The sequence below is a fragment of the Marinobacterium sp. xm-g-48 genome, from assembly GCF_013282925.1.
Classification (GTDB): Bacteria; Pseudomonadota; Gammaproteobacteria; order Pseudomonadales; family Balneatricaceae; genus Marinobacterium_E.
In genome coordinates this window covers 80092-98929 of record NZ_WBYQ01000001.1, presented here as the reverse complement: position 1 = coordinate 98929, position 18838 = coordinate 80092, and the positions used below count along the sequence as shown (strand labels likewise).

Sequence of the window (18838 nt, the reverse complement as noted above, 5' to 3'; positions counted from 1 at the left end):
TGTAAGTCGGAATTTTTTTATTCGCCGCTGTAGTGCTGCTTTAGTGTCGATTTTAGGGCTTCGGGGTCGACCTCGCTGGTAACGACTGCCTGACCTAGCTGTTGCAGCAAGACGAGTCGAATCTGACCGTCTAAAACCTTCTTATCAACCGACATCAACTCAATAAACCGATCCGGCGTCATATCTGCTGGAGGTGCTATCGGCAACTTCGCTCGACGCAAGAGTGTTTCAACACGTGCTAAATCAGCAGGCTCTAACCAACCGAGACGCATCGAAAGATCTGCAGCCATCCACATACCTGCTCCCACCGCTTCACCATGCAGCCAATTTCCGTAGCCCTGATCAGTCTCAATGGCATGGCCAAAGGTGTGACCAAGATTCAAAATGGCACGAATACCGCCTTCACGCTCATCTTGTGCAACGACCTCTGCTTTGATTTCACAAGAACGTTTAATGGCATATGCCATCAACTCAGGATCACAGTCGTTAAGTCCATCGATGTTCTTCTCCAGCCAAGCAAGAAATTCAACATCGTAGATCAAACCGTACTTGATCACTTCAGCAAGACCCGCGGCCAACTCACGCTCTGGGAGTGTCTTCAAGACATCGGTATCGGCCAATACCGCTTTGGGCTGATAAAAGGCACCGATCATATTCTTACCCAGCGGATGGTTAACGCCCGTTTTCCCCCCCACCGATGAGTCTACCTGAGAGAGCAAGGTTGTCGGTATCTGAATGAAATCGACACCACGCTGATAGGAGGCCGCTGCGAAACCAGTCATATCTCCGATAACTCCACCACCTAGAGCGATCAGTGTGGTCGTGCGGTTGTGGCGCATCTGCAACAAGGCATCGAAAATAAGGTTAAGAGTATCTAAAGTTTTGAATGACTCACCGTCTGGCAGAATCACTTCGTCCACTTGAAGGCCAGGAAGCTGGTCACGCAGCGCGCTCAAGTAGAGTGGAGCAATCGTCTCATTGGTGACGATCATTACCTGCTTACCCCGAACCGCACCCGCAATATCTACTTTCTGAAAAAGATGGTCGCCTACGTAGATAGGGTAGCTACGGTCACCTAAGTCGACTTTTAACTCTTGCATGCGATGAATCCTGACTACGCGCTTTTCAGAACGCGATGTTTTTTAAGGGCTTTGACGATCTCACTGATGACCATACGCGGATGTCTGCGATCAGTGCGCAGTATCATATCGGCGGTGTCGCGGTAGAGTGGATCTCGTTTTTCTAAAAGGGTCTCTAGTGTCTTGCGAGGATCTTGGGTTTGCAGCAGAGGACGGTTGCGATCACGCGCGGTGCGCTCAATCTGCTGATCAATACTGGTTTCTAGGTAGATAACGAAACCACGGCTGCGGAGGAATTCTCGGTTGGCTGGGCGCATCACAGCACCACCGCCCGTCGCTAAGACGATGTCATCTTGCTGAGTGATTAGATCGATAACCGTCTGCTCGCGATCGCGAAAGCCCTCTTCACCCTCAACATCGAAGATCCAAGGAATATCGGCGCCAGCACGGTCAACAATCACTTTATCGGAGTCAATAAACTCCAATTTCAGCTCGTTAGAAAGCAAACGCCCTATGGTGCTCTTTCCAGATCCCATAGGGCCAATTAAAAATATTTTCAAAAAACAGCCTTACACTACCGCACGTTCAGTGACTCACGAATCAGTTTCGGGGTAATGAAGATCAACAACTCGTTCTTCTGTTCTGTTGTCTGTCGATTTCTAAACGCAGCACCAATAACAGGCAGGTCACCTAGACCTGGAACCTTCTGAACACCATCGGATGCTTCAGTACGGAATACCCCACCAAGCACTATGGTATCACCATCGTTAACCACAACCGAAGTAGTTAATTGGTTTGTATTGATAGAAATTTCACCATTAGCCAGGGTTGAGCCCACACTGTCCTGATTAATTGCCAGATCCATAGCGATTCGGTCACCTGGGTTTAGCTGGGGTGTAACGTTAAGCGAGAGCGCGACATCTTTGAATGCGGTTGTCGTTGTACCGTCTTCAACAGTTTGGTACGGAATCTGTTGCCCAGAGGTGATATTCGCCGCCTTACCATTGGTTGTAATCACCTTAGGTTGTGAAATCACCTCACCATTACCTGAGCTCTCAAGCGCAGAAAGTTCAGCCGAGAGCAGTAGCGAGTTTTTGATAAAGCCGACCGCTAGAGAGGGTCCTGCCACACCGAAGTCCACATTCAAACCAGACTGAGTGACGCCCGCCACACCTGGAGCCGTAATGCCTGAACCAAAAGAGAGCTGACCATCACCCAATACGGTGGTTGGGCCATTAGCAAAACCCCATTTAACACCAAGACTTTCTGAGAAGTTCGCCGAAGCCGTGACTACGCGCGCCTCCACCATGATCTGAGCGACTTCAACATCAAAGCGCTTCAGAGTTCGGCGGATATCTTCGATGGCTGCGTTAGTCTCACGCACCATTAGGACGTTGGTTTGGTCATCAGCCAATACAAAACCACGCTCACTGATCAGATTGGCCGCCGAAAGATACTCTTTCATCTCAGAGGCACGGCGGTAGTCGATCTGGATGTATTCGGTTACCAGCGGCGCCAGCTCTTTAACCTGTTGCTGGTTTTCAAGCTCTTGACGTTCACGATCGGCGATTTGTGTTGCATCGCCCACTAGCATGACGTTACCCACGACACGCTTATCCAGCCCGTTGGTCTTCAAAATAATATCCAGCGCCTGATCCCAAGGGACATTCTTCAGACGAAGCGTGGTATTACCGCTCACTTCATCGCCTACCACTAGGTTCTTCTCTGCCACTTCTGCAATGATTTGGAGTACAGAGCGCACCTCTACATTTTGGAAGTTTAGATCGATCTCTTCACCGGTAAACGGGAACAGATCTTTCTGAAGATCCGCTTGAGCACTCAACGAGATCGGTTTGAAATCTAGCACTAGTTGGTTGTTGGATTGGTACGCGAGGTAATCGTAAGGGTCGCTAGAGGGCAGAATCAAAATTGCCGCACTGCCATCAGCATTCATCGAGTCGATAAAGTTAATCGGTGTCGCAAAGGCTTTGACATCAAGCTTTTGAGACAGCCCGGGTGCCAAGGTTGCCCCGACCAGATTAACAATGACGCCGTTACCCTCTTCGATAATATCCAATCCAGCACGATCGTCACTCAGAGAGATCGTCACCCGACCTTGATTGCCTTCTAGACGCTCAAAATCGACACCCACTACTCGTGTTGTGTCATCTACAGTGGTTTTTTGAGCAGGAGCTGCTTTAGATGCCGTTGCTGCAGTAGCGGCTGAAGCTTGAGTTGAGTTACCCATTGAGAGGATCAATTGATTACCCTGCACTGAGGTTTGGTAGCCAACCGATTCCGTCAGCTCGACAACGACACGAAGGCGATCGTTGGTTTCTGCAAAAAGCAGTTTTGATACGGGACCAGAGCCAACACTGATTGAACGATCCAACTGCTCAGATTTATCAACACCCCACAAATCAACCACCAACCTCGCAGGTGTATCCACTGCGTAAATTTTTGGTTCGGCCGGTTGATCCGTGAAGTCAAACCTCAACTCTGTCTGATTGCCCGGCAGCGCAGTCGCAACCACAGCATTTAACGTTTGCGCCGACGCCATCGTCGACATAAGCATCAAAGTGACCAGAGTAACTAAACGCTGAACCGACATATTTAATTTCCATCTCTTCATATTCATGGCTTACTCCAATCCCGGCAGTTTGACGACTCTGGGTCTGCTCATCCAGCCGCCGCGGCCGTTCGATACAATCTCTTTCAACTCAATACCGCGTTCATCAATATTCACTACAACACCATAATCGATGCCCATGCGAGCACCCATTTTAATCTGATGCACTTCAGAGTTACTGTCTCTGACTAGGGCGATCAATTGACCATCCATTGGCGAGGTAATTGTTCCTACCATCTGCAACTGCTCAACCGGAAACTCTTCCAAGTACTCTTTAATACGATTGAAATCAGGCATGATTGTTGGTGCAACCACGACCTCATCGTCATCGAGAAACTGTTGTGGCAATAGCGGTACAAAGGGATCACGCTGCCAAGGTCCTTCATAAACAAAGGCTTCGTAGGCGATCAGCTCAGGCAGCGGTTCAATGCCACCTCCAGGCGCCGCCAGCTTCTCACGAACAAAGAGTTTAAGGTCCGACGAATCATCTACCCAGATACAACCCTGCAAAAGAGATGCCAATAGCGCGATGAGAGAGAGATGTTTGATTGTTCTATTCATCACATCACTCCTCATCATCATAGCGGTAAGTTTTAGCGCTGATGCTCATGGTCAAAAGATCACCATTGGCTGGGCTAAGGTTGAAATCATGTAGGGTTACGATGCGCTTAACGCTGGCAACACCCGACACGAACTGACCCATCTGATGGTAGGTACCTTTAACCTGAATGGCGATCGGTAGCTCGACATAGAATGAGGCTTTGCGTTCTGGCTGCAGCGCGATGGAGTCTATTTCAAGTCCCGCGTTTCGACCTGTCGCACTGATATCCTCGAGCAGACCCGGTACCTCTTTCTCTGTTGGCAGTTGCGCCAGCATCTCAGCAAAGCGCAACTCAACGTCCGCCATTTGACGTCTCAGTGCATCCAGTGAGGCCACTTGGTAGGACTTCGCTTCAAACTGAGTTTTGAGTGTCTGCTCTTTACCAATCTCTCTGTCGAGCGACTCTTTTTGATCCATCACTAAGAAGTTAAAGCCGACACCATTAATAACGATGAACAAAAGAGCAAACGCGATCGCTTTTACGCCATAAGGCCAGCTCCAAGCTTCGGACAGATCTAAGTTATTGATGTCAAAACCGCGAAACGCGCGTTCAAACTTCTGTTTTAGGGAAACTGAGCTCATTGTGCAGCCTCCTCAACATTGGGGCGCTCAAGCGGCACTCGCAAATTAAAACTCTTCAAACCATTCTGTGTCGCGACTTTCGACAACGAGGGCTCACCAAACCAGATGGAGTCATTTAATGTGCGCATCAACGACGAGACATCTTCATTAGCAACCGCAAGGCCATTGATCGACATCTCTTGGCCAGAGCGGTTCAGTGACTGGTAGTGAATGCCATCAGGCATAACCTCTACCAACTCATCAAAGGTGCGAACAATAATAGGACGTGTACCCTGCAGCTCTTGAATTGCAGTCAGTCGTTCTAGCAGGCGTTCACGCTTATTTTTAAGCTCTTGTATCTCTTTCAGTTTGACATCTAGACGCGAAATTTCGCTGGTTAAATAGGCATTTCGATCCTGCTGCCTATTCAACATAACTGTTAGGTAGTAGTAACTCGCTCCGACAATCGAAGCGGCCAACAGAGCAGTGACGATAAGTTGTGTGTAGAAACGTTTTTGCAGGAAAGCATTTCGCTCTTCACGCCAAGGTCTCAGGTTAATGGTTCTCATATTGCCCCCCGACACCACGCAAGGCTAAAGAGAGTGCTTTAGTCAAAGCGTTCTTCTCGGCATTTAATCGATCCATATTAATCTGGGATGCAATCTCTACCCTCTCAAACGGATCTAAACCATGAACCCTGATACCTAACTCACTACTCAATTTATCTTTAATACCAGGTAGAGAGGCTAGACCGCCCGTAATATACAGTGTCGATAACTGCTCTTGGGACCCCGAAGCTGAATAGAACTGCAAAGCTCTAGAGACCTGCTGAACCGCTGAATCAGCAAAGCTCTCCATGAGACTGATAAGCGAGGGATCTAGTTCACCGTGTCGCAGCTGTGCAGCCAATTCATCATGCGGCAGCTCTGTGTAGAGTTGCAGTTGCTGCAGTAGTTCCTCGCCCCCAAAGGTATGCTCACGATGGTAGCTAATCAAGCCATCCTTAAAAGCGTAAAAGGTAAGATTATGAGCGCCAAAATCGACAATCGCACAGGCTCTTCCAGGCACCAGCTCTTCTGGTGGGAGTGCGCGTTCATAGACATAGGTATCTACATCAACCACATCGCATTGGAGCCCAGCCAAATCTAGGCAATCCTCTCGAGCAGAGACGCCGTCGCGACGACAAGCGACAATCCCAATTCGATTAAATGCCGGATTACCTTGCACAGGCCCTAGCACCTCGAAATCCAGTGCAACATCCTCTATTGGATAGGGGATAAATTGATCGGCTTCAATTTTAACTTGCTCTTCAAGGTCAAAGCCGTAGAACAGTTCAGAAATTTGAATCTCTTTTGTGATCACGTCAGAGGCGGCTACGGATGTGATGGCTCGCGTGGCTTTCACACCCGCCAGACGTTGTGCTTTGACAATGGCATCGGCAACCTCTTCAGGTTTCTCAATACTGCCATCTACAAAGGATTTTTCTGGCAGAGAGATGACGCCAAAGCCGTCCAGCACAGGCGTCTTTCCACGAAAGCTTAAAGCAACAAGCTTAAGAGAGGAGTTCCCGATATCAACTCCCAAAACACTTTGTTTGTTACCACCAAAGAGTTTGAACACAAAAATACCTAATAATTAGTGGATATTATCTAACTTCACTCTAGACTAGGTCACAAAAGTTACAAGTGACATTATGGACCTAAATCAAGTTCTCGTTATAATCCTAGCTCAATTTAAGAAATTTGCAGATTAATGCGCATAATTAAAAAAATTATTAAATGGTTGATGGCACTGGCTGCAATTGGATTGCTGGGAGCCGTTTTGGCAGCCTGCGGAATCTACTACTACTTTAGCCCACAATTGCCTGACGCTGAGACCCTGCGTGAGGTTGAGTTTCAAACCCCTCTGCGCGTATACAGTGCAGATGAAAAGTTGATTGCTGAGTTTGGAGAAATGCGCCGAACGCCAATCAGCTATGCCGATATCCCGCAACACTTTATCCATGCTCTTCAAGCCGCAGAGGATGCTCGATTTTTTGAACACCAAGGGATCGATCTTCGCGGGCTTTTTCGTGCAGCCTTTCAGCTAGCCACTTCTGGCAAAATTCAGAGTGGCGGCTCGACCATCACCATGCAGGTGGCTAAGAACTTCTTCCTAACGCGCGAGCGTACCTTTGAGCGTAAATTTGTTGAGATTCTGTTAGCACTCAGCATTGAACAATCACTCTCAAAACAAGAGATCCTTGAGCTCTACATCAATAAAATCTATCTAGGCCACCGATCGTACGGCATACAAGCCGCCGCACAGGTCTACTATGGCAAAACCATTGATCAGCTCAACATCGCTCAACTGGCAATGATCGCAGGCTTACCTAAAGCCCCATCAGCTTATAACCCGATTACTAACCCGCAACGAGCCCTCGAACGTCGAAACTGGATTCTTGGTCGAATGCAGGAGTTAGGCTTCATTACAACAACCGACTACTCCGACTCGGTCAATCAACCGGTTACGGCTAGCTACCACGGTGCTGATATTGAAATCCCTGCGCCTTACGTTGCAGAGATGGTTCGTGCGGAGCTCTATGAAACCTACGGTGAAAAGATCTACACCGAGGGTATGAAAGCCTACACGACCATTGACAGCACCATGCAGCGCAGCGCCAATCAAGCGCTCAGAACGGCGCTGCTGGCTTACACGGAACGTCACGGTTACCGAGGCCCCGAGCAGCACTTTGATCTGACAGAGATCGAACCGTCCGCACTGCAGAAAAAACTAAAAGCGACACCAGCCTATGGCGGACTTGAGGCGGCTCTGGTGAAAGCGGTGGATGATTCTGAAGCGACACTACTACTCGGTGATGGCAGTGAAACGACTCTGCGCTGGTCAGGTATCAGCTGGGCTCGAGCATATAAAGGGGTTAACTCAACCGGCCCTGAACCGAAGAAAGCATCCGAAGTGCTGGCTGTTGGCGATAAGATTCGAATTCGCCAAACCGCTGAAGGTTGGCGTCTCTCGCAACTACCCGAAGTGCAAGGGGCGTTCATTGCCATCAATCCTGAGAATGGCGCGATTCAATCTTTAACAGGCGGATTCAGCTTCTATCTGAACAAGTTCAACCGAGCCACTCAAGCGTACCGTCAGCCGGGTTCTAATATTAAACCTTTCCTCTACAGTGCCGCTCTGAGCAATGGCTACACTCCTGGGTCAGTTATCAATGACGCTCCCGTTGTTTTCCATGACGTCAGCCTAGAGGGTAACTGGCGGCCTGAGAACGATAATGGCAAGTTTGGCGGTCCGACTCGACTTCGTGAGGCGCTATACCGCTCACGTAACCTAATCTCTATTCGTCTGATGCGTGCTTTGGGTATCGAAGAGACACGAAACTTCATACTCGGTTTTGGTTTTGAAGAGGATAAGCTTCCTAAAAACTTATCACTCTCGCTAGGCAGTGCTGATGCCACTCCGCTTCAGGTTGCAACAGGATACGCCTCGATTGCCAATGGTGGATTCAAAATCAATCCTTACATCATTGAGTCGGTGCTAGACCGTGAAGGACTACCTCTGTTTGCTGCCAATCCGAGTATTGCCTGCGGTAGTTGTCCTGAACGCCAGCAAGCAGAGTTAATCGCTCAAGAGCTCGCCGACATGGCTTCCAATGATACAGCTTCTGAGGCGCAAGCCAGCACCGAGAGTGACCCGCAACTAGTGACGTTAACGGGACAACCTCTCGCTGAACGTCTGCTAGATGAACGCACCGCTTACATCATTCACGACATGATGCGCGACGTCATTAAAAAGGGTACTGGTCGTCGAGCACTGGCTCTGAAACGTGGTGACCTAGCGGGTAAAACGGGAACAACCAATGATCAAAAAGACTCTTGGTTCAGCGGTTTTACCCCTAAATTGAGCGCAACGGCTTGGGTCGGCTTTGACCAACCGTCTCATCTAGGTAAGCGCGAATGGGGTAGCACGGCTGCACTGCCTATGTGGATCGACTTCATGGGAGATGCTCTTCGTAACATCCCTGAAAGTTACCTGCCTGAACCGGCAGGTATTGCGACGGCTCTGATTGATCCTGCGACAGGACTACTAGCTTACGAAGGACAGAAAAACGCTTACAACGAGATTTTCAAAGAGGAGCAGGTACCGACTGAGGTCGCTCCTAAACCGGGCAGTGAAGTCGCCCCTCCTACTTCTGAAGAGCTGTTCCGATAATCACTTAGGTTCTGTAATGTGTATAACACAAAAAAAGGGAAGCCAGTGGCTTCCCTTCTTGTTTACCTCAGAGTGATTAGCTCAGTGGGTAGTTCTCTGGCATGCCTTTAACGGCAACACCTGAATCGATCGCTGCTTTAGCCACTGCGTAAGATACCGCGCCCAAAAGACGTGAATCTGTCGCTTTCGGCAGAATGTATTCACGACCGAACTCTAGGCTCTCTAGGCCGTAAGCATCCAGTACCTCTTGTGTAACAGGTTGCTTAGCAAGTTCTGCTAGTGCGATAACGGCTGCGGCTTTCATCTCTTCGTTGATCGCTGTTGCACGAACATCTAGAGCGCCACGGAAGATGAATGGGAAACCTAGCACGTTGTTTACCTGGTTAGGGTAGTCTGAACGACCTGTTGCCATGATGACATCTTCACGAGTCGCGCGAGCAAGTTCTGGCTTGATCTCTGGATCAGGGTTTGCACAAGCGAAGACAACAGGATTAGTTGCCATCTTAGCTAGGTTCTCTGCTGAAAGCAGATCAGGACCTGATAGACCAAGGAATACGTCAGCGCCATCGATAGCATCTTCAAGTGAACGTTTATCCGTTTCAGTTGCGAAGATCGCTTTCTCGGGAGTTAGATCATCACGACCCGAGTGGATAACACCCTTACGGTCGATCATGTAGATATTCTCGTTGCGAGCACCCATGTTGATCAACAGCTTCATACAAGCACTTGCTGCAGCGCCAGCACCAAGACATACAATCGATGCCTCTTCTAGCTTCTTACCAGCAAGCTCAAGTGCGTTGATCATACCGGCAGCGGTAACAATCGCAGTACCGTGCTGGTCATCGTGGAAGACTGGGATGTTACAACGCTCGATCAACGTGCGTTCGATTTCAAAACACTCTGGTGCTTTGATGTCTTCTAGGTTGATACCACCGAAGGTATCAGCGATGCGAGCGACAGTATCGATAAACGCCTGTGGGCTCTCAGCATCCACTTCGATGTCGATAGAGTCGATGTTTGCAAAACGTTTGAATAGAAGCGCTTTACCTTCCATGACTGGCTTAGAAGCCAATGGACCTAGGTCGCCAAGACCCAAAATAGCAGAGCCGTTTGAGATAACGGCAACCAGGTTGCCTTTGGCTGTGTAACGGTAAGCATTTTCAGGATCTTTAGCGATCTCACGCACTGGCTCAGCAACACCTGGAGAGTATGCAAGAGATAGGTCGCGTGAAGTTTCAGCAGGTGTAGATAGTTCTACGCTGATTTTACCTGGCATTGGAAACTCATGGTAATCCAGTGCTGCCTGTTTAAAGTCTTGAGACATTGTAGAATCCTGAATGGTTATAGGCCCATAGGCATAATGCAGATAGGCTAAGTTATGTTCTAGTTAAAGGTCGTTGTGGGATGATATAAAAATAACCTCTCGGTAGAAAGGTCTATTCTTGGAAACTGTCTAAGCAATTGGGCTTATAACCGTTTCACATTTTGATATGCCGTTTATCTAAAACCGGCAGCAAAAAGGGTTTAAATCGCGAGCCCGGCTTTAAAGAGTCACGGCGATCCAAAATCCAGCCTCGTACCTCCAGTGAGTTGCCCAATGTAAAGAAGAGACTCCTGTTCCACTCTTTCGGTATGCGAACCGCCAATCGATCATCCAGTTCGACGTAGAGGTACTTTTTAGCCTGATCAATCTTGGTAATGCGTCCCGACACCAAATTGAAACCACCCTGTTCAATCTCTTTAGCGGCAGCAATGGATTTTGACCATACTCCTTTTCCTAGAGTTCTTGGTCTCTTTTCGGATGAGAAGAGACAATCCGCTAGTCGATCATTAGGGGGAACACTGATCGCCCAACCCAAACCCTCGTGGATCAAACGTTGCGAGAGCGTTTTCGATCCATCGAACAAGTAGCCCAATACACGACCGTAACGATCTTTAGGCTCACGTCCGAAATAGAGCTGCAAAGATTCTGACTCGTTTACCCAAGATTGCAATTGGCGTTTAGCCTGCAGGGCCCCCTCTTCAGCCCTTGGCTTTGAGTAGAGCTCAGGGGTATTAACGCCTATCAAGCGCACCTTTCGCCCATCGGTTAGATGAACGGTATCGCCATCGACCACTTTGGCTACCCGTACCGATTCAGATGCACCTTGTGGGGTACAACTACTCGCTTGCGCTGACTGACAGGCAATAAAAAAGGCACTCGCGATGAGTGCCTTTTTAATGTTCTGCATGCAGAGACCCAAGTTACTTCTTGAGGCTGCGAGCACCGAAGCGCTTGTTGAAGCGATCCACTCGACCACCGGTCTGAGCTTCTTTCTGCTTACCAGTGTAGAAAGGGTGACACTGACTGCAAACGTCGACAGCCATTGTGCTCTCTTTCATAGTAGAGCGAGTTGTCATTACGTTACCGCAAGAACAGTTGAAGGTAACTTCGTTGTACTCTGGGTGGATACCAGCTTTCATAGTATTAAACCTCTATGTTTTATGTGCCGCCACTTAACGCTTGATGCATATATTATGCTGCTTAAGCACCGCACGACTGACGAAAAATTCGCCGGGAAATGTCAAGGCGCGCAATTATACGCAGGCACTGTACGAATAACAACCACTGATCACCCAATACCTTGAAGCCGCTATTTCCAACTGCCCGATGGGTGCTAGACTTGCCCTTCGCTTATTAGACATTTTGACCATGATCGTACGTGTTGCACTACCGGTACCCCTAAACCGTCTGTTTGACTACGCCATTCCGCAAGGAGTGGCTGTGCCCGCTATCGGAGCTCGTGTGCTGGTCAAATTCGGGCAGCGCAGCTTGATAGGGATGATTCATAGTCTTAGCGAGCAGACCGAGGTGCCACTAAATAAGCTGAAACCTTTCGAAGCGTTACTCGATCAGGAGCCCCTCGTCGATGATGAGCAGATACAACTCGGTGAGTGGGCGGCAAGCTATTATAAGTACCCACTGGGCGATGCCTTAATTCACCTTCTACCCAACTTAGCACGCAAAGAGCAGCACCCCTTCTCAGCCCCCGATTACTGGCGTTTAACCGAGCACGCCGATATTGAATCGCTGCCCAAACGGGCCGTCAGACAGCGCGCCCTGTTTACGCTCATTAAAAACCGACAGCCAATCAGCACATCCGCAATTAGAGAGGCTGAATTCACGTCACAAGTGCAAAAGGCACTGATTGAATCGGAGCAGATCGAACCCTGTGAAGCGCCTTTAATCGGTGCACAGCTGGTCAACACTGTCCTACCTAGCGTTGCAGGCTTGGCACTGAATGCTGAGCAACAACGAGCAGTTGATCAGATCAAACAGAGCGAGGGATTCAGCCCAATTCTATTAGTCGGCGTGACCGGCTCGGGAAAAACCGAAGTCTATCTACAATCGATCGAGCAGGCGTTGGCCGACGGCAAGCAAGTGCTGATTTTGGTGCCCGAGATTGGCTTAACCCCACAACTGGTTGAGCGCTTTACTGCTCGCTTCAACACGAACATTGCTTCACTGCACTCAGGCCTTACGGATCGAATGCGCTTTGAGGCTTGGCAGTCGATCCGGTCCGGGGAGACATGCATCGTCATTGGTACACGCTCAGCGATCTTCATTCCTTTTGCTAATCTTGGGATGATCGTTATTGATGAGGAGCACGACCCATCGTTTAAACAGCAAGAGGGTTTCCGCTATCACGCACGAGACCTTGCTCTGGTTCGTGCAAAACAGCTTGATATACCGGTCATCATGGGCAGTGCGACACCGGCACTGGAATCGCTACTTAACGTTCAACAGGGCCGCTTCAAAGAGTTACAACTGACACAGCGTGCGGGTCGAGCAGCGGCGCCCAGCTTTGAGCTGTTTGATACGAAAGGTGTTGAGTTAGATACTGGCCTCGCTCCAGAGATTATCAGTCGCATTAACGATCACATTACCCTTGGCAACCAAGTCCTGGTATTTATCAACCGCCGCGGCTTTGCCCCAACGCTGACCTGTCAGGATTGCGGATCAACCGTTGACTGTACACGCTGTGATGCACGCATGACGCTGCACCGCAAACCACCAAAGCTGCACTGCCATCACTGTGATCGACAAACCCCTATCCCGCGCCACTGTCAGCACTGTGGCAGTGATCAACTAAGACCGGCCGGTAGCGGTACGGAGAGAATCGAACAGAGATTGTCAGAGCTATTCACCCATACCAGCATCAAACGTGTGGATCGTGATTCAACCCACTCTCGCCAAGCCTTTGAGTCCTTGATGAACGAAGTTAACAGTGGCGATCCATGCATCTTGGTCGGTACTCAAATGCTGGCCAAAGGCCATCACTTTCCGAACGTCACACTGGTCGTCATCGTCAATACCGACGCAGGCCTATTCAGTGCCGATGTTCGTGGCATGGAGCGTACCGCGCAACTTATTATGCAGGTTGCCGGCCGAGCGGGGCGAGCGGAACGTCCGGGCGAAGTGGTGTTACAAACCCACCAGGTTGATCACCCTCTACTAAACACCTTGGTAACCTCTGGCTATCTCACCTTTGCAGAACAGGAGTTGATGAGTCGCAAACAGGCTCAACTCCCCCCTTTTGCTTTCCAAGCGATTATCCGTGCTGAAGCGAAAAAACAGGGCTGGGCCGAAGCACACCTTATGCGTTTAAGGAGATCCCTAGAGGCTACCTACCCAAGAGAGCAGCTTCCGATGATCAGCGGCCCCTTCCCCTCCTTCATGGAGAAGCGCGCTGGCATGTTTAGAGCACAATTGATGTTCACTGGAGACTCTCGCACGTCGATCCAAGGCACTCTGAAAGCGGCACAAAATTGGTTGGAGCAAGACAAAGAGTCGAGTCGCGTTCGCTGGAACATAGACATTGACCCTGTCGATAGCTTTTAAGGGCTGCAAAACGATATAATGCAGCCAACTTTGTAGTGACAGACTACACCATCGATCTATTTCACTGAGTAAAGACATGAAAGAACAGATAGCGCTCCTGTTAAACGGCGCCATTGAAGCACTGAAAGCAGAGGGCAAACTCCCTGCTGATCTTGAGCCAAACATCCAAGTTGAAAACACACGTGACAAGGCGCACGGTGATCTTGCGACCAACATTGCGATGACACTGGCCAAACCGGCTCGCCAAAACCCACGCGCTATTGCAGAGATGATTTTGCACGCTCTTCCAGCTTCAACGGTCGTTGATAAAGCTGAGATCGCTGGTCCTGGCTTCATCAACTTCTTTGTCAACGATGCTGCAATCTACTCAGTAGTTGCCGATGTACTGGAGCAGACTGACCAGTTTGGCCGCAGTAAACCAACCAGCGATGATCGTGTACAGGTTGAGTTTGTCTCTGCTAACCCAACAGGACCATTGCACGTAGGTCATGGCCGCGGTGCCGCTTACGGTGCAACACTGGCCGACCTACTGGAAGCCGGTGGTATGAACGTTGAGCGTGAGTACTACGTCAACGATGCGGGTCGCCAAATGAACATTCTGGCGGTCAGCGTCTTTCTTCGCTACCTCGAGTTGCTTGGCGATACCATCACCTTCCCAGCCAACGGCTACCAGGGTGAGTACATTCGTGACATCGCTGCTAGCTTAAAAGCCACTCAGGGTGATGCTCTGCAGTGTTCACTCGATGATCTCTATCTCGATGTCCCTGCTGATGAACCGGCAGGCGGCGATAAAGAGCTTCACATCGATGGGCTTATCGATCGCGCTCAAAACATCCTTGGCGCACAGTACAGAACGCTATTCGATGCCGGTCTGGACTCTATCCTAGGCGATATTCGCGAAGACTTGGGTGAGTTCGGCGTGAACTACCAGTGCTGGTTTAGTGAGCGCTCACTGACTTCCAGCGGTGATGTTGATGAGGCACTGAAACGCCTTGATGATAAGGGCTACCTGTACGAAGAGGGTGGCAATATCTGGTTCAAATCGACCGATTTCGGAGATGATAAAGATCGTGTGGTTAAACGTGCCAACGGCCAAACCACCTACTTTGCCTCTGACATCGCCTACCACATGAACAAATTTGAGCGCGGTTTCCAAACAGTTATCAACGTCTGGGGTGCCGATCACCACGGCTACATTACTCGAGTCAAAGCGGCCATTCAGGCACTTGGGTACGATCCAGAGCGTCTGGTCGTAAAACTGGTTCAGTTCGCCATTCTTTACCGTGGCAGCGAGCGCGTTCAGATGTCGACTCGTTCCGGTTCATTCGTCACACTGCGTGAGCTTCGCGACGAGGTGGGCAATGACGCTTGTCGATTCTTCTATGTCACTCGCAAAGCCGATCAGCACATGGACTTTGACCTAGACCTTGCCAAGTCAGAATCTAAGGATAACCCTGTCTACTACATCCAATACGCACACGCGCGCATCTGTTCGGTACTGCGCAAATTAGAGAGCGAAGGGATGGCTTGGGATCAAGCGATGGGCTTAGCATCACTGGAGCGTTTGGATAGCGAAGCGGAGCGTGACCTTGTCACCGCCCTAGGTAAATATCCAGAGACGGTTAAACAGGCTGCAGCCAACTTCGAGCCCCACCAACTGGCTAACTACCTGCGTGACCTCGCGTCGGACTACCACACCTACTACAACGGCCATAAGATGCTGATTGAGGATGAAGCACTGCGTAATGCACGCATCACGCTTTCCGTGGCGGTGCGCCAAGTCATCGCAAACGGTCTCACCATTTTGGGTGTGTCAGCACCTGAACAGATGTAACCATGTCGAATCGAGACTTTGCATCCAAACCCAAGTCAAATAGGCCTCGAGCTGGTGCCACTCGTACCACTTCGAGCGCTCGCAAAACACCGGCTGCTCCTCAACCTTCAGGAGTATCTGCAGGTTTAGTGCTTGCTGTTGTCGTGGCTTTGGGTCTGCTTGCTGGTCTGATCTTCTTTTTGATTAAACAACCGGCACCAACGAGCAATAGCAAAGCGGTTCAGCAGGTTCCAACACTGGAGCCCGTGATTCCCGCTAAAGTCGAACCCCGACAACCTGGGGAATCTCTGCCTTTAGATAACATCGACCTAGAGTCACAGGATGAGCGGTTTGGTTTCTACAAGCTATTAGAAGAGAGCGAAGTCCAAACACCTGAAGAGTCAGCCTATGTTTCGACCCCCAAAACGGCTTCACTGGATGCCGTTTACCGACTGCAGACAGGCTCATTCCGCAATGCACGCGATGCTGAAGCTCAGCGTGCACGACTGGCACTTTCTGGCCTGCCAAACGTGACCATGTCCCGTACAGAGGGGAGCAACGGCGTTTGGTACCGAGTATCGACTGGAAACTTCTCGACCTATAACGAGTTAAAAAGCGCCACAGCCAAACTCGAAAAGCTGAACATCCACCCAGTTAAGCGCAAAGTAAACTAGCCTTGAAAACGGGCGATTCATCCCAATAAATGCAGATAAGCTTATGATTGGGAAAATCTCTAATGACCACTATTGTTTCTGTTCGCCGCGGTGATCAAGTCGTTGTAGGCGGCGACGGCCAAGTCTCTCTGGGTAATACCGTAATGAAAGGTAGCGCCCGTAAAGTTAATGTCATCGATAAACACAAAGTCATCACAGGCTTTGCTGGAAGTACTGCCGATGCGATTACTCTTCGCGATCTATTTGAGCAACAGCTTGATAAACACCAAGGCAACATTGTGAACGCGGTTATCCACCTTGCTCGCGAGTGGCGCTCGGATCGAGTGTTGCGTCGTTTAGAGGCCTTGATGCTGGTGGCCAACTCTGAGAAGACCTTTCTTATCTCCGGCAGCGGCGATGTGATCGAACCTGAAGACGGTGTTATTGCGATCGGTTCAGGGGGTAACTATGCCCTTGCTGCAGCTCGCGCGCTGGTCGATAACAGTGAACTAAACGCACGTGACATCGTTGAGAAGAGCCTTCAGATCGCAGCAGATATCTGTGTCTTCACTAACGCCAACCTAACCATCGAACAACTCGAGTCTGTCGCTTAAGGAGCCTTTTATGTCAGCTATGACCCCTCGCGAGATCGTATCAGAACTCGATCGTCACATTATTGGTCAGGATTCCGCTAAGCGCTCTGTTGCAATTGCCTTGCGTAATCGTTGGCGCCGCATGCAACTGAATGAAGAGATGCGCGGAGAAGTTACCCCAAAGAACATTCTTATGATTGGTCCAACCGGTGTGGGTAAGACTGAGATTGCACGTCGTTTGGCGAAGCTTGCCAACGCTCCATTCATTAAGGTTGAAGCGACAAAATTCACCGAAGTCGGCTATGTGGGTCGTGATGTTGAGACCATCATCCGCGATCTGGTCGACCAATCGATCAAAATGCTGCGTGAACAGGCGATCGAGAAGAACAAGTTCCGTGCTGAAGAGGCTGCAGAAGAGCGCATTCTGGACGCACTGCTACCTGAAGCACGCCCTATCGGTAGTGAAGAGCTAGACAAAACAGACTCAGCAACCCGCCAAATCTTCCGCAAAAAGCTGCGTGAAGGTCAGATCGACGATAAAGAGATCGATATTGAAATTGCTCAACCCAAAGTTGGTGTTGAGATCATGACACCACCAGGCATGGAGGAGATGACGAATCAGTTGCAGAGCCTCTTCGCCAACATGGGGCAGGATAAGAAGCAGTCGCGCCGTCTTAAAGTATCAGAAGCCTTCAAGCTTCTAACCGAAGAGGAAGCCGCTAAGCTGATTAAAGAGGACGACCTCAAACAGCAAGCGCTAGAAGCGGTAGAGCAGAATGGCATTGTCTTCTTAGATGAGATCGACAAGGTGTGTAAACGCGCCGAGTCTGGTAACGCTGACGTATCACGTGAAGGGGTACAGAGAGATCTTCTACCACTAATCGAAGGGTGTACGGTCAGCACGAAGCACGGCATGATCAAAACCGATCATATACTGTTCATTGCGTCAGGCGCCTTCCACTTGGCTCGCCCATCAGATCTGATTCCAGAACTCCAAGGTCGCTTACCGATTCGTGTAGAACTGGAAGCACTGACACCAGAAGACTTCTCTCGTATTTTGACCGAGCCCAAAGCCGCTCTTACAGAGCAATATAAAGCCCTGATGGCTACTGAAGGCGTTTCGATTGAGTTTACTCAAGAGGGGATTCAGCGCATCGCCGAGCTCGCCTGGTCGGTGAACGAGAAGACCGAAAACATTGGAGCACGACGTCTGCACACGATGATGGAGCGCCTACTTGAGGAGCTCTCTTTCAGCGCTGCGGATAAGAGTGGTCAAACCGTCGAAATTGATCGTAACTTTGTAGACCAATACCTTGGTGAACTGAGCGCCGACGAGGACTTGAGTCACTACATTCTGTAATACGAGGTTACCCCATGAGTTCTGTGCCCATGCCTAAACAGATCCATCTTCACAAGCGCTCTAAGACTCTTGAGTTGGTTTATGAAGATGGCAACTATGAGCTGACCGCAGAGTTTTTGCGTGTTCATAGCCCCTCTGCAGAGGTTCGTGGGCATGGCATTGGTCAAGAGGTCCTTCAGACTGGCAAGCGCTTGGTTGGACTTAAAGGTGTCGAAGCAAGCGGCAACTATGCTCTGAAGCTGATCTTTGATGATGGGCACGACTCTGGGCTCTATACCTGGGCCTACCTCCACGACCTAGCGCACAATCAACAGCAGTATTGGAGTGATTATCTCGCTCGACTTGATGCAGCCGGTGCTAGCCGAGACAACGGAATGATTGCGATAGGTTAACGACAAGCTCCCACTCAGTCGTTACAATAGCCCCATTGAACAGTTAAGTGGATCCAACCC

17 protein-coding genes are annotated in these 18838 nt (G+C 49.8%); 7 read left to right on the top strand and 10 right to left on the bottom strand.

The features are described 5' to 3' along the window. Window positions 1–17: 17 nt before the first annotated feature. Genes aroB through pilM form a run of 7 tightly spaced genes read right to left on the bottom strand, consistent with a single transcriptional unit; the run spans window position 18 to window position 6490 of the window. Window positions 18–1100, bottom strand: coding sequence for a 3-dehydroquinate synthase (aroB, locus tag XMG48_RS00485; protein ID WP_173480111.1), 1083 nt, complete (start codon window positions 1098–1100; stop codon window positions 18–20). Between the two features lie 14 nt (window positions 1101–1114). Next, complete coding sequence (gene aroK / locus XMG48_RS00480; RefSeq protein ID WP_305792067.1) at window positions 1115–1639, bottom strand: shikimate kinase AroK; 525 nt, start codon at window positions 1637–1639, stop codon at window positions 1115–1117. 14 nt (window positions 1640–1653) lie between these two features. Then, window positions 1654–3717 carry a type IV pilus secretin PilQ gene (pilQ, locus tag XMG48_RS00475; RefSeq protein WP_254442890.1) on the bottom strand — a complete coding sequence of 688 codons (2064 nt, stop codon included), beginning with the start codon at window positions 3715–3717 and terminating at the stop codon, window positions 1654–1656. A 3-nt stretch (window positions 3718–3720) separates the two neighbouring features. Beyond that, window positions 3721–4269 carry a pilus assembly protein PilP gene (locus XMG48_RS00470; protein ID WP_173480110.1) on the bottom strand — a complete coding sequence of 183 codons (549 nt, stop codon included), beginning with the start codon at window positions 4267–4269 and terminating at the stop codon, window positions 3721–3723. Between the two features lie 4 nt (window positions 4270–4273). Further along, window positions 4274–4891 (bottom strand): type 4a pilus biogenesis protein PilO, encoded by a 618-nt coding sequence (locus XMG48_RS00465; protein WP_173480109.1) that lies wholly within the window; start codon window positions 4889–4891, stop codon window positions 4274–4276. Further along, entirely contained in the window at window positions 4888–5439 is a 552-nt protein-coding gene (locus XMG48_RS00460) for a PilN domain-containing protein (RefSeq protein WP_173480108.1), read from the bottom strand. The genes XMG48_RS00465 and XMG48_RS00460 overlap by 4 nt, the downstream gene beginning before the upstream one ends. Next, window positions 5426–6490 carry a type IV pilus assembly protein PilM gene (gene pilM, locus XMG48_RS00455; protein WP_173480107.1) on the bottom strand — a complete coding sequence of 355 codons (1065 nt, stop codon included), beginning with the start codon at window positions 6488–6490 and terminating at the stop codon, window positions 5426–5428. The genes XMG48_RS00460 and pilM overlap by 14 nt, the downstream gene beginning before the upstream one ends. 132 nt (window positions 6491–6622) lie before the next feature. Here pilM and XMG48_RS00450 point away from each other — a divergent pair, with 132 nt between their 5' ends. Beyond that, window positions 6623–9085 carry a penicillin-binding protein 1A gene (locus XMG48_RS00450; RefSeq protein ID WP_173480106.1) on the top strand — a complete coding sequence of 821 codons (2463 nt, stop codon included), beginning with the start codon at window positions 6623–6625 and terminating at the stop codon, window positions 9083–9085. Window positions 9086–9161: 76 nt separating this feature from the next. Here the strand turns inward: XMG48_RS00450 and XMG48_RS00445 are convergent, their stop codons facing one another. The 3 genes from XMG48_RS00445 to rpmE all read right to left on the bottom strand — a co-directional run bounded on the left by XMG48_RS00445 (window position 9162) and on the right by rpmE (window position 11548). Then, complete coding sequence (locus XMG48_RS00445; protein ID WP_173480105.1) at window positions 9162–10409, bottom strand: malic enzyme-like NAD(P)-binding protein; 1248 nt, start codon at window positions 10407–10409, stop codon at window positions 9162–9164. A 154-nt stretch (window positions 10410–10563) separates the two neighbouring features. After that, window positions 10564–11316, bottom strand: a complete 753-nt coding sequence (locus tag XMG48_RS00440) for a thermonuclease family protein (RefSeq protein ID WP_173480104.1) — start codon at window positions 11314–11316, stop codon at window positions 10564–10566. A gap of 13 nt (window positions 11317–11329) precedes the next feature. Then, window positions 11330–11548 (bottom strand): 50S ribosomal protein L31, encoded by a 219-nt coding sequence (gene rpmE, locus XMG48_RS00435; protein ID WP_173480103.1) that lies wholly within the window; start codon window positions 11546–11548, stop codon window positions 11330–11332. 229 nt (window positions 11549–11777) lie between these two features. Here rpmE and XMG48_RS00430 point away from each other — a divergent pair, with 229 nt between their 5' ends. The 6 genes from XMG48_RS00430 to XMG48_RS00405 all read left to right on the top strand — a co-directional run bounded on the left by XMG48_RS00430 (window position 11778) and on the right by XMG48_RS00405 (window position 18778). Beyond that, window positions 11778–13967 (top strand): primosomal protein N', encoded by a 2190-nt coding sequence (locus XMG48_RS00430; RefSeq protein ID WP_217363794.1) that lies wholly within the window; start codon window positions 11778–11780, stop codon window positions 13965–13967. A gap of 76 nt (window positions 13968–14043) precedes the next feature. After that, entirely contained in the window at window positions 14044–15801 is a 1758-nt protein-coding gene (gene argS, locus XMG48_RS00425; protein ID WP_173480102.1) for an arginine--tRNA ligase, read from the top strand. Between the two features lie 2 nt (window positions 15802–15803). Continuing rightward, complete coding sequence (locus XMG48_RS00420; protein ID WP_173480101.1) at window positions 15804–16454, top strand: SPOR domain-containing protein; 651 nt, start codon at window positions 15804–15806, stop codon at window positions 16452–16454. Window positions 16455–16516: 62 nt separating this feature from the next. Then, on the top strand, window positions 16517–17047 hold the full coding sequence (hslV, locus tag XMG48_RS00415) for an ATP-dependent protease subunit HslV (protein WP_173480100.1): 531 nt from the start codon (window positions 16517–16519) through the stop codon (window positions 17045–17047). Window positions 17048–17057: 10 nt separating this feature from the next. Then, on the top strand, window positions 17058–18386 hold the full coding sequence (gene hslU, locus XMG48_RS00410; protein WP_173480099.1) for an HslU--HslV peptidase ATPase subunit: 1329 nt from the start codon (window positions 17058–17060) through the stop codon (window positions 18384–18386). A gap of 14 nt (window positions 18387–18400) precedes the next feature. After that, window positions 18401–18778 (top strand): gamma-butyrobetaine hydroxylase-like domain-containing protein, encoded by a 378-nt coding sequence (locus tag XMG48_RS00405; protein ID WP_173480098.1) that lies wholly within the window; start codon window positions 18401–18403, stop codon window positions 18776–18778. The last annotated feature ends 60 nt before the right edge of the window (window positions 18779–18838 follow it).

Coding starts and splice junctions, on each gene's coding strand:
- XMG48_RS00450 (WP_173480106.1), top strand. CDS start 6,623: ATGCGCATAATTAAAAAAATTATTAAATGGTTGATGGCACTGGCTGCA.
- pilQ (WP_254442890.1), bottom strand. CDS start 3,717: ATGAATATGAAGAGATGGAAATTAAATATGTCGGTTCAGCGTTTAGTT.
- argS (WP_173480102.1), top strand. CDS start 14,044: ATGAAAGAACAGATAGCGCTCCTGTTAAACGGCGCCATTGAAGCACTG.
- XMG48_RS00470 (WP_173480110.1), bottom strand. CDS start 4,269: ATGAATAGAACAATCAAACATCTCTCTCTCATCGCGCTATTGGCATCT.
- XMG48_RS00430 (WP_217363794.1), top strand. CDS start 11,778: ATGATCGTACGTGTTGCACTACCGGTACCCCTAAACCGTCTGTTTGAC.
- XMG48_RS00465 (WP_173480109.1), bottom strand. CDS start 4,891: ATGAGCTCAGTTTCCCTAAAACAGAAGTTTGAACGCGCGTTTCGCGGT.
- XMG48_RS00405 (WP_173480098.1), top strand. CDS start 18,401: ATGAGTTCTGTGCCCATGCCTAAACAGATCCATCTTCACAAGCGCTCT.
- rpmE (WP_173480103.1), bottom strand. CDS start 11,548: ATGAAAGCTGGTATCCACCCAGAGTACAACGAAGTTACCTTCAACTGT.
- XMG48_RS00445 (WP_173480105.1), bottom strand. CDS start 10,409: ATGTCTCAAGACTTTAAACAGGCAGCACTGGATTACCATGAGTTTCCA.
- hslV (WP_173480100.1), top strand. CDS start 16,517: ATGACCACTATTGTTTCTGTTCGCCGCGGTGATCAAGTCGTTGTAGGC.
- aroB (WP_173480111.1), bottom strand. CDS start 1,100: ATGCAAGAGTTAAAAGTCGACTTAGGTGACCGTAGCTACCCTATCTAC.
- hslU (WP_173480099.1), top strand. CDS start 17,058: ATGTCAGCTATGACCCCTCGCGAGATCGTATCAGAACTCGATCGTCAC.
- XMG48_RS00440 (WP_173480104.1), bottom strand. CDS start 11,316: ATGCAGAACATTAAAAAGGCACTCATCGCGAGTGCCTTTTTTATTGCC.
- XMG48_RS00420 (WP_173480101.1), top strand. CDS start 15,804: ATGTCGAATCGAGACTTTGCATCCAAACCCAAGTCAAATAGGCCTCGA.
- XMG48_RS00460 (WP_173480108.1), bottom strand. CDS start 5,439: ATGAGAACCATTAACCTGAGACCTTGGCGTGAAGAGCGAAATGCTTTC.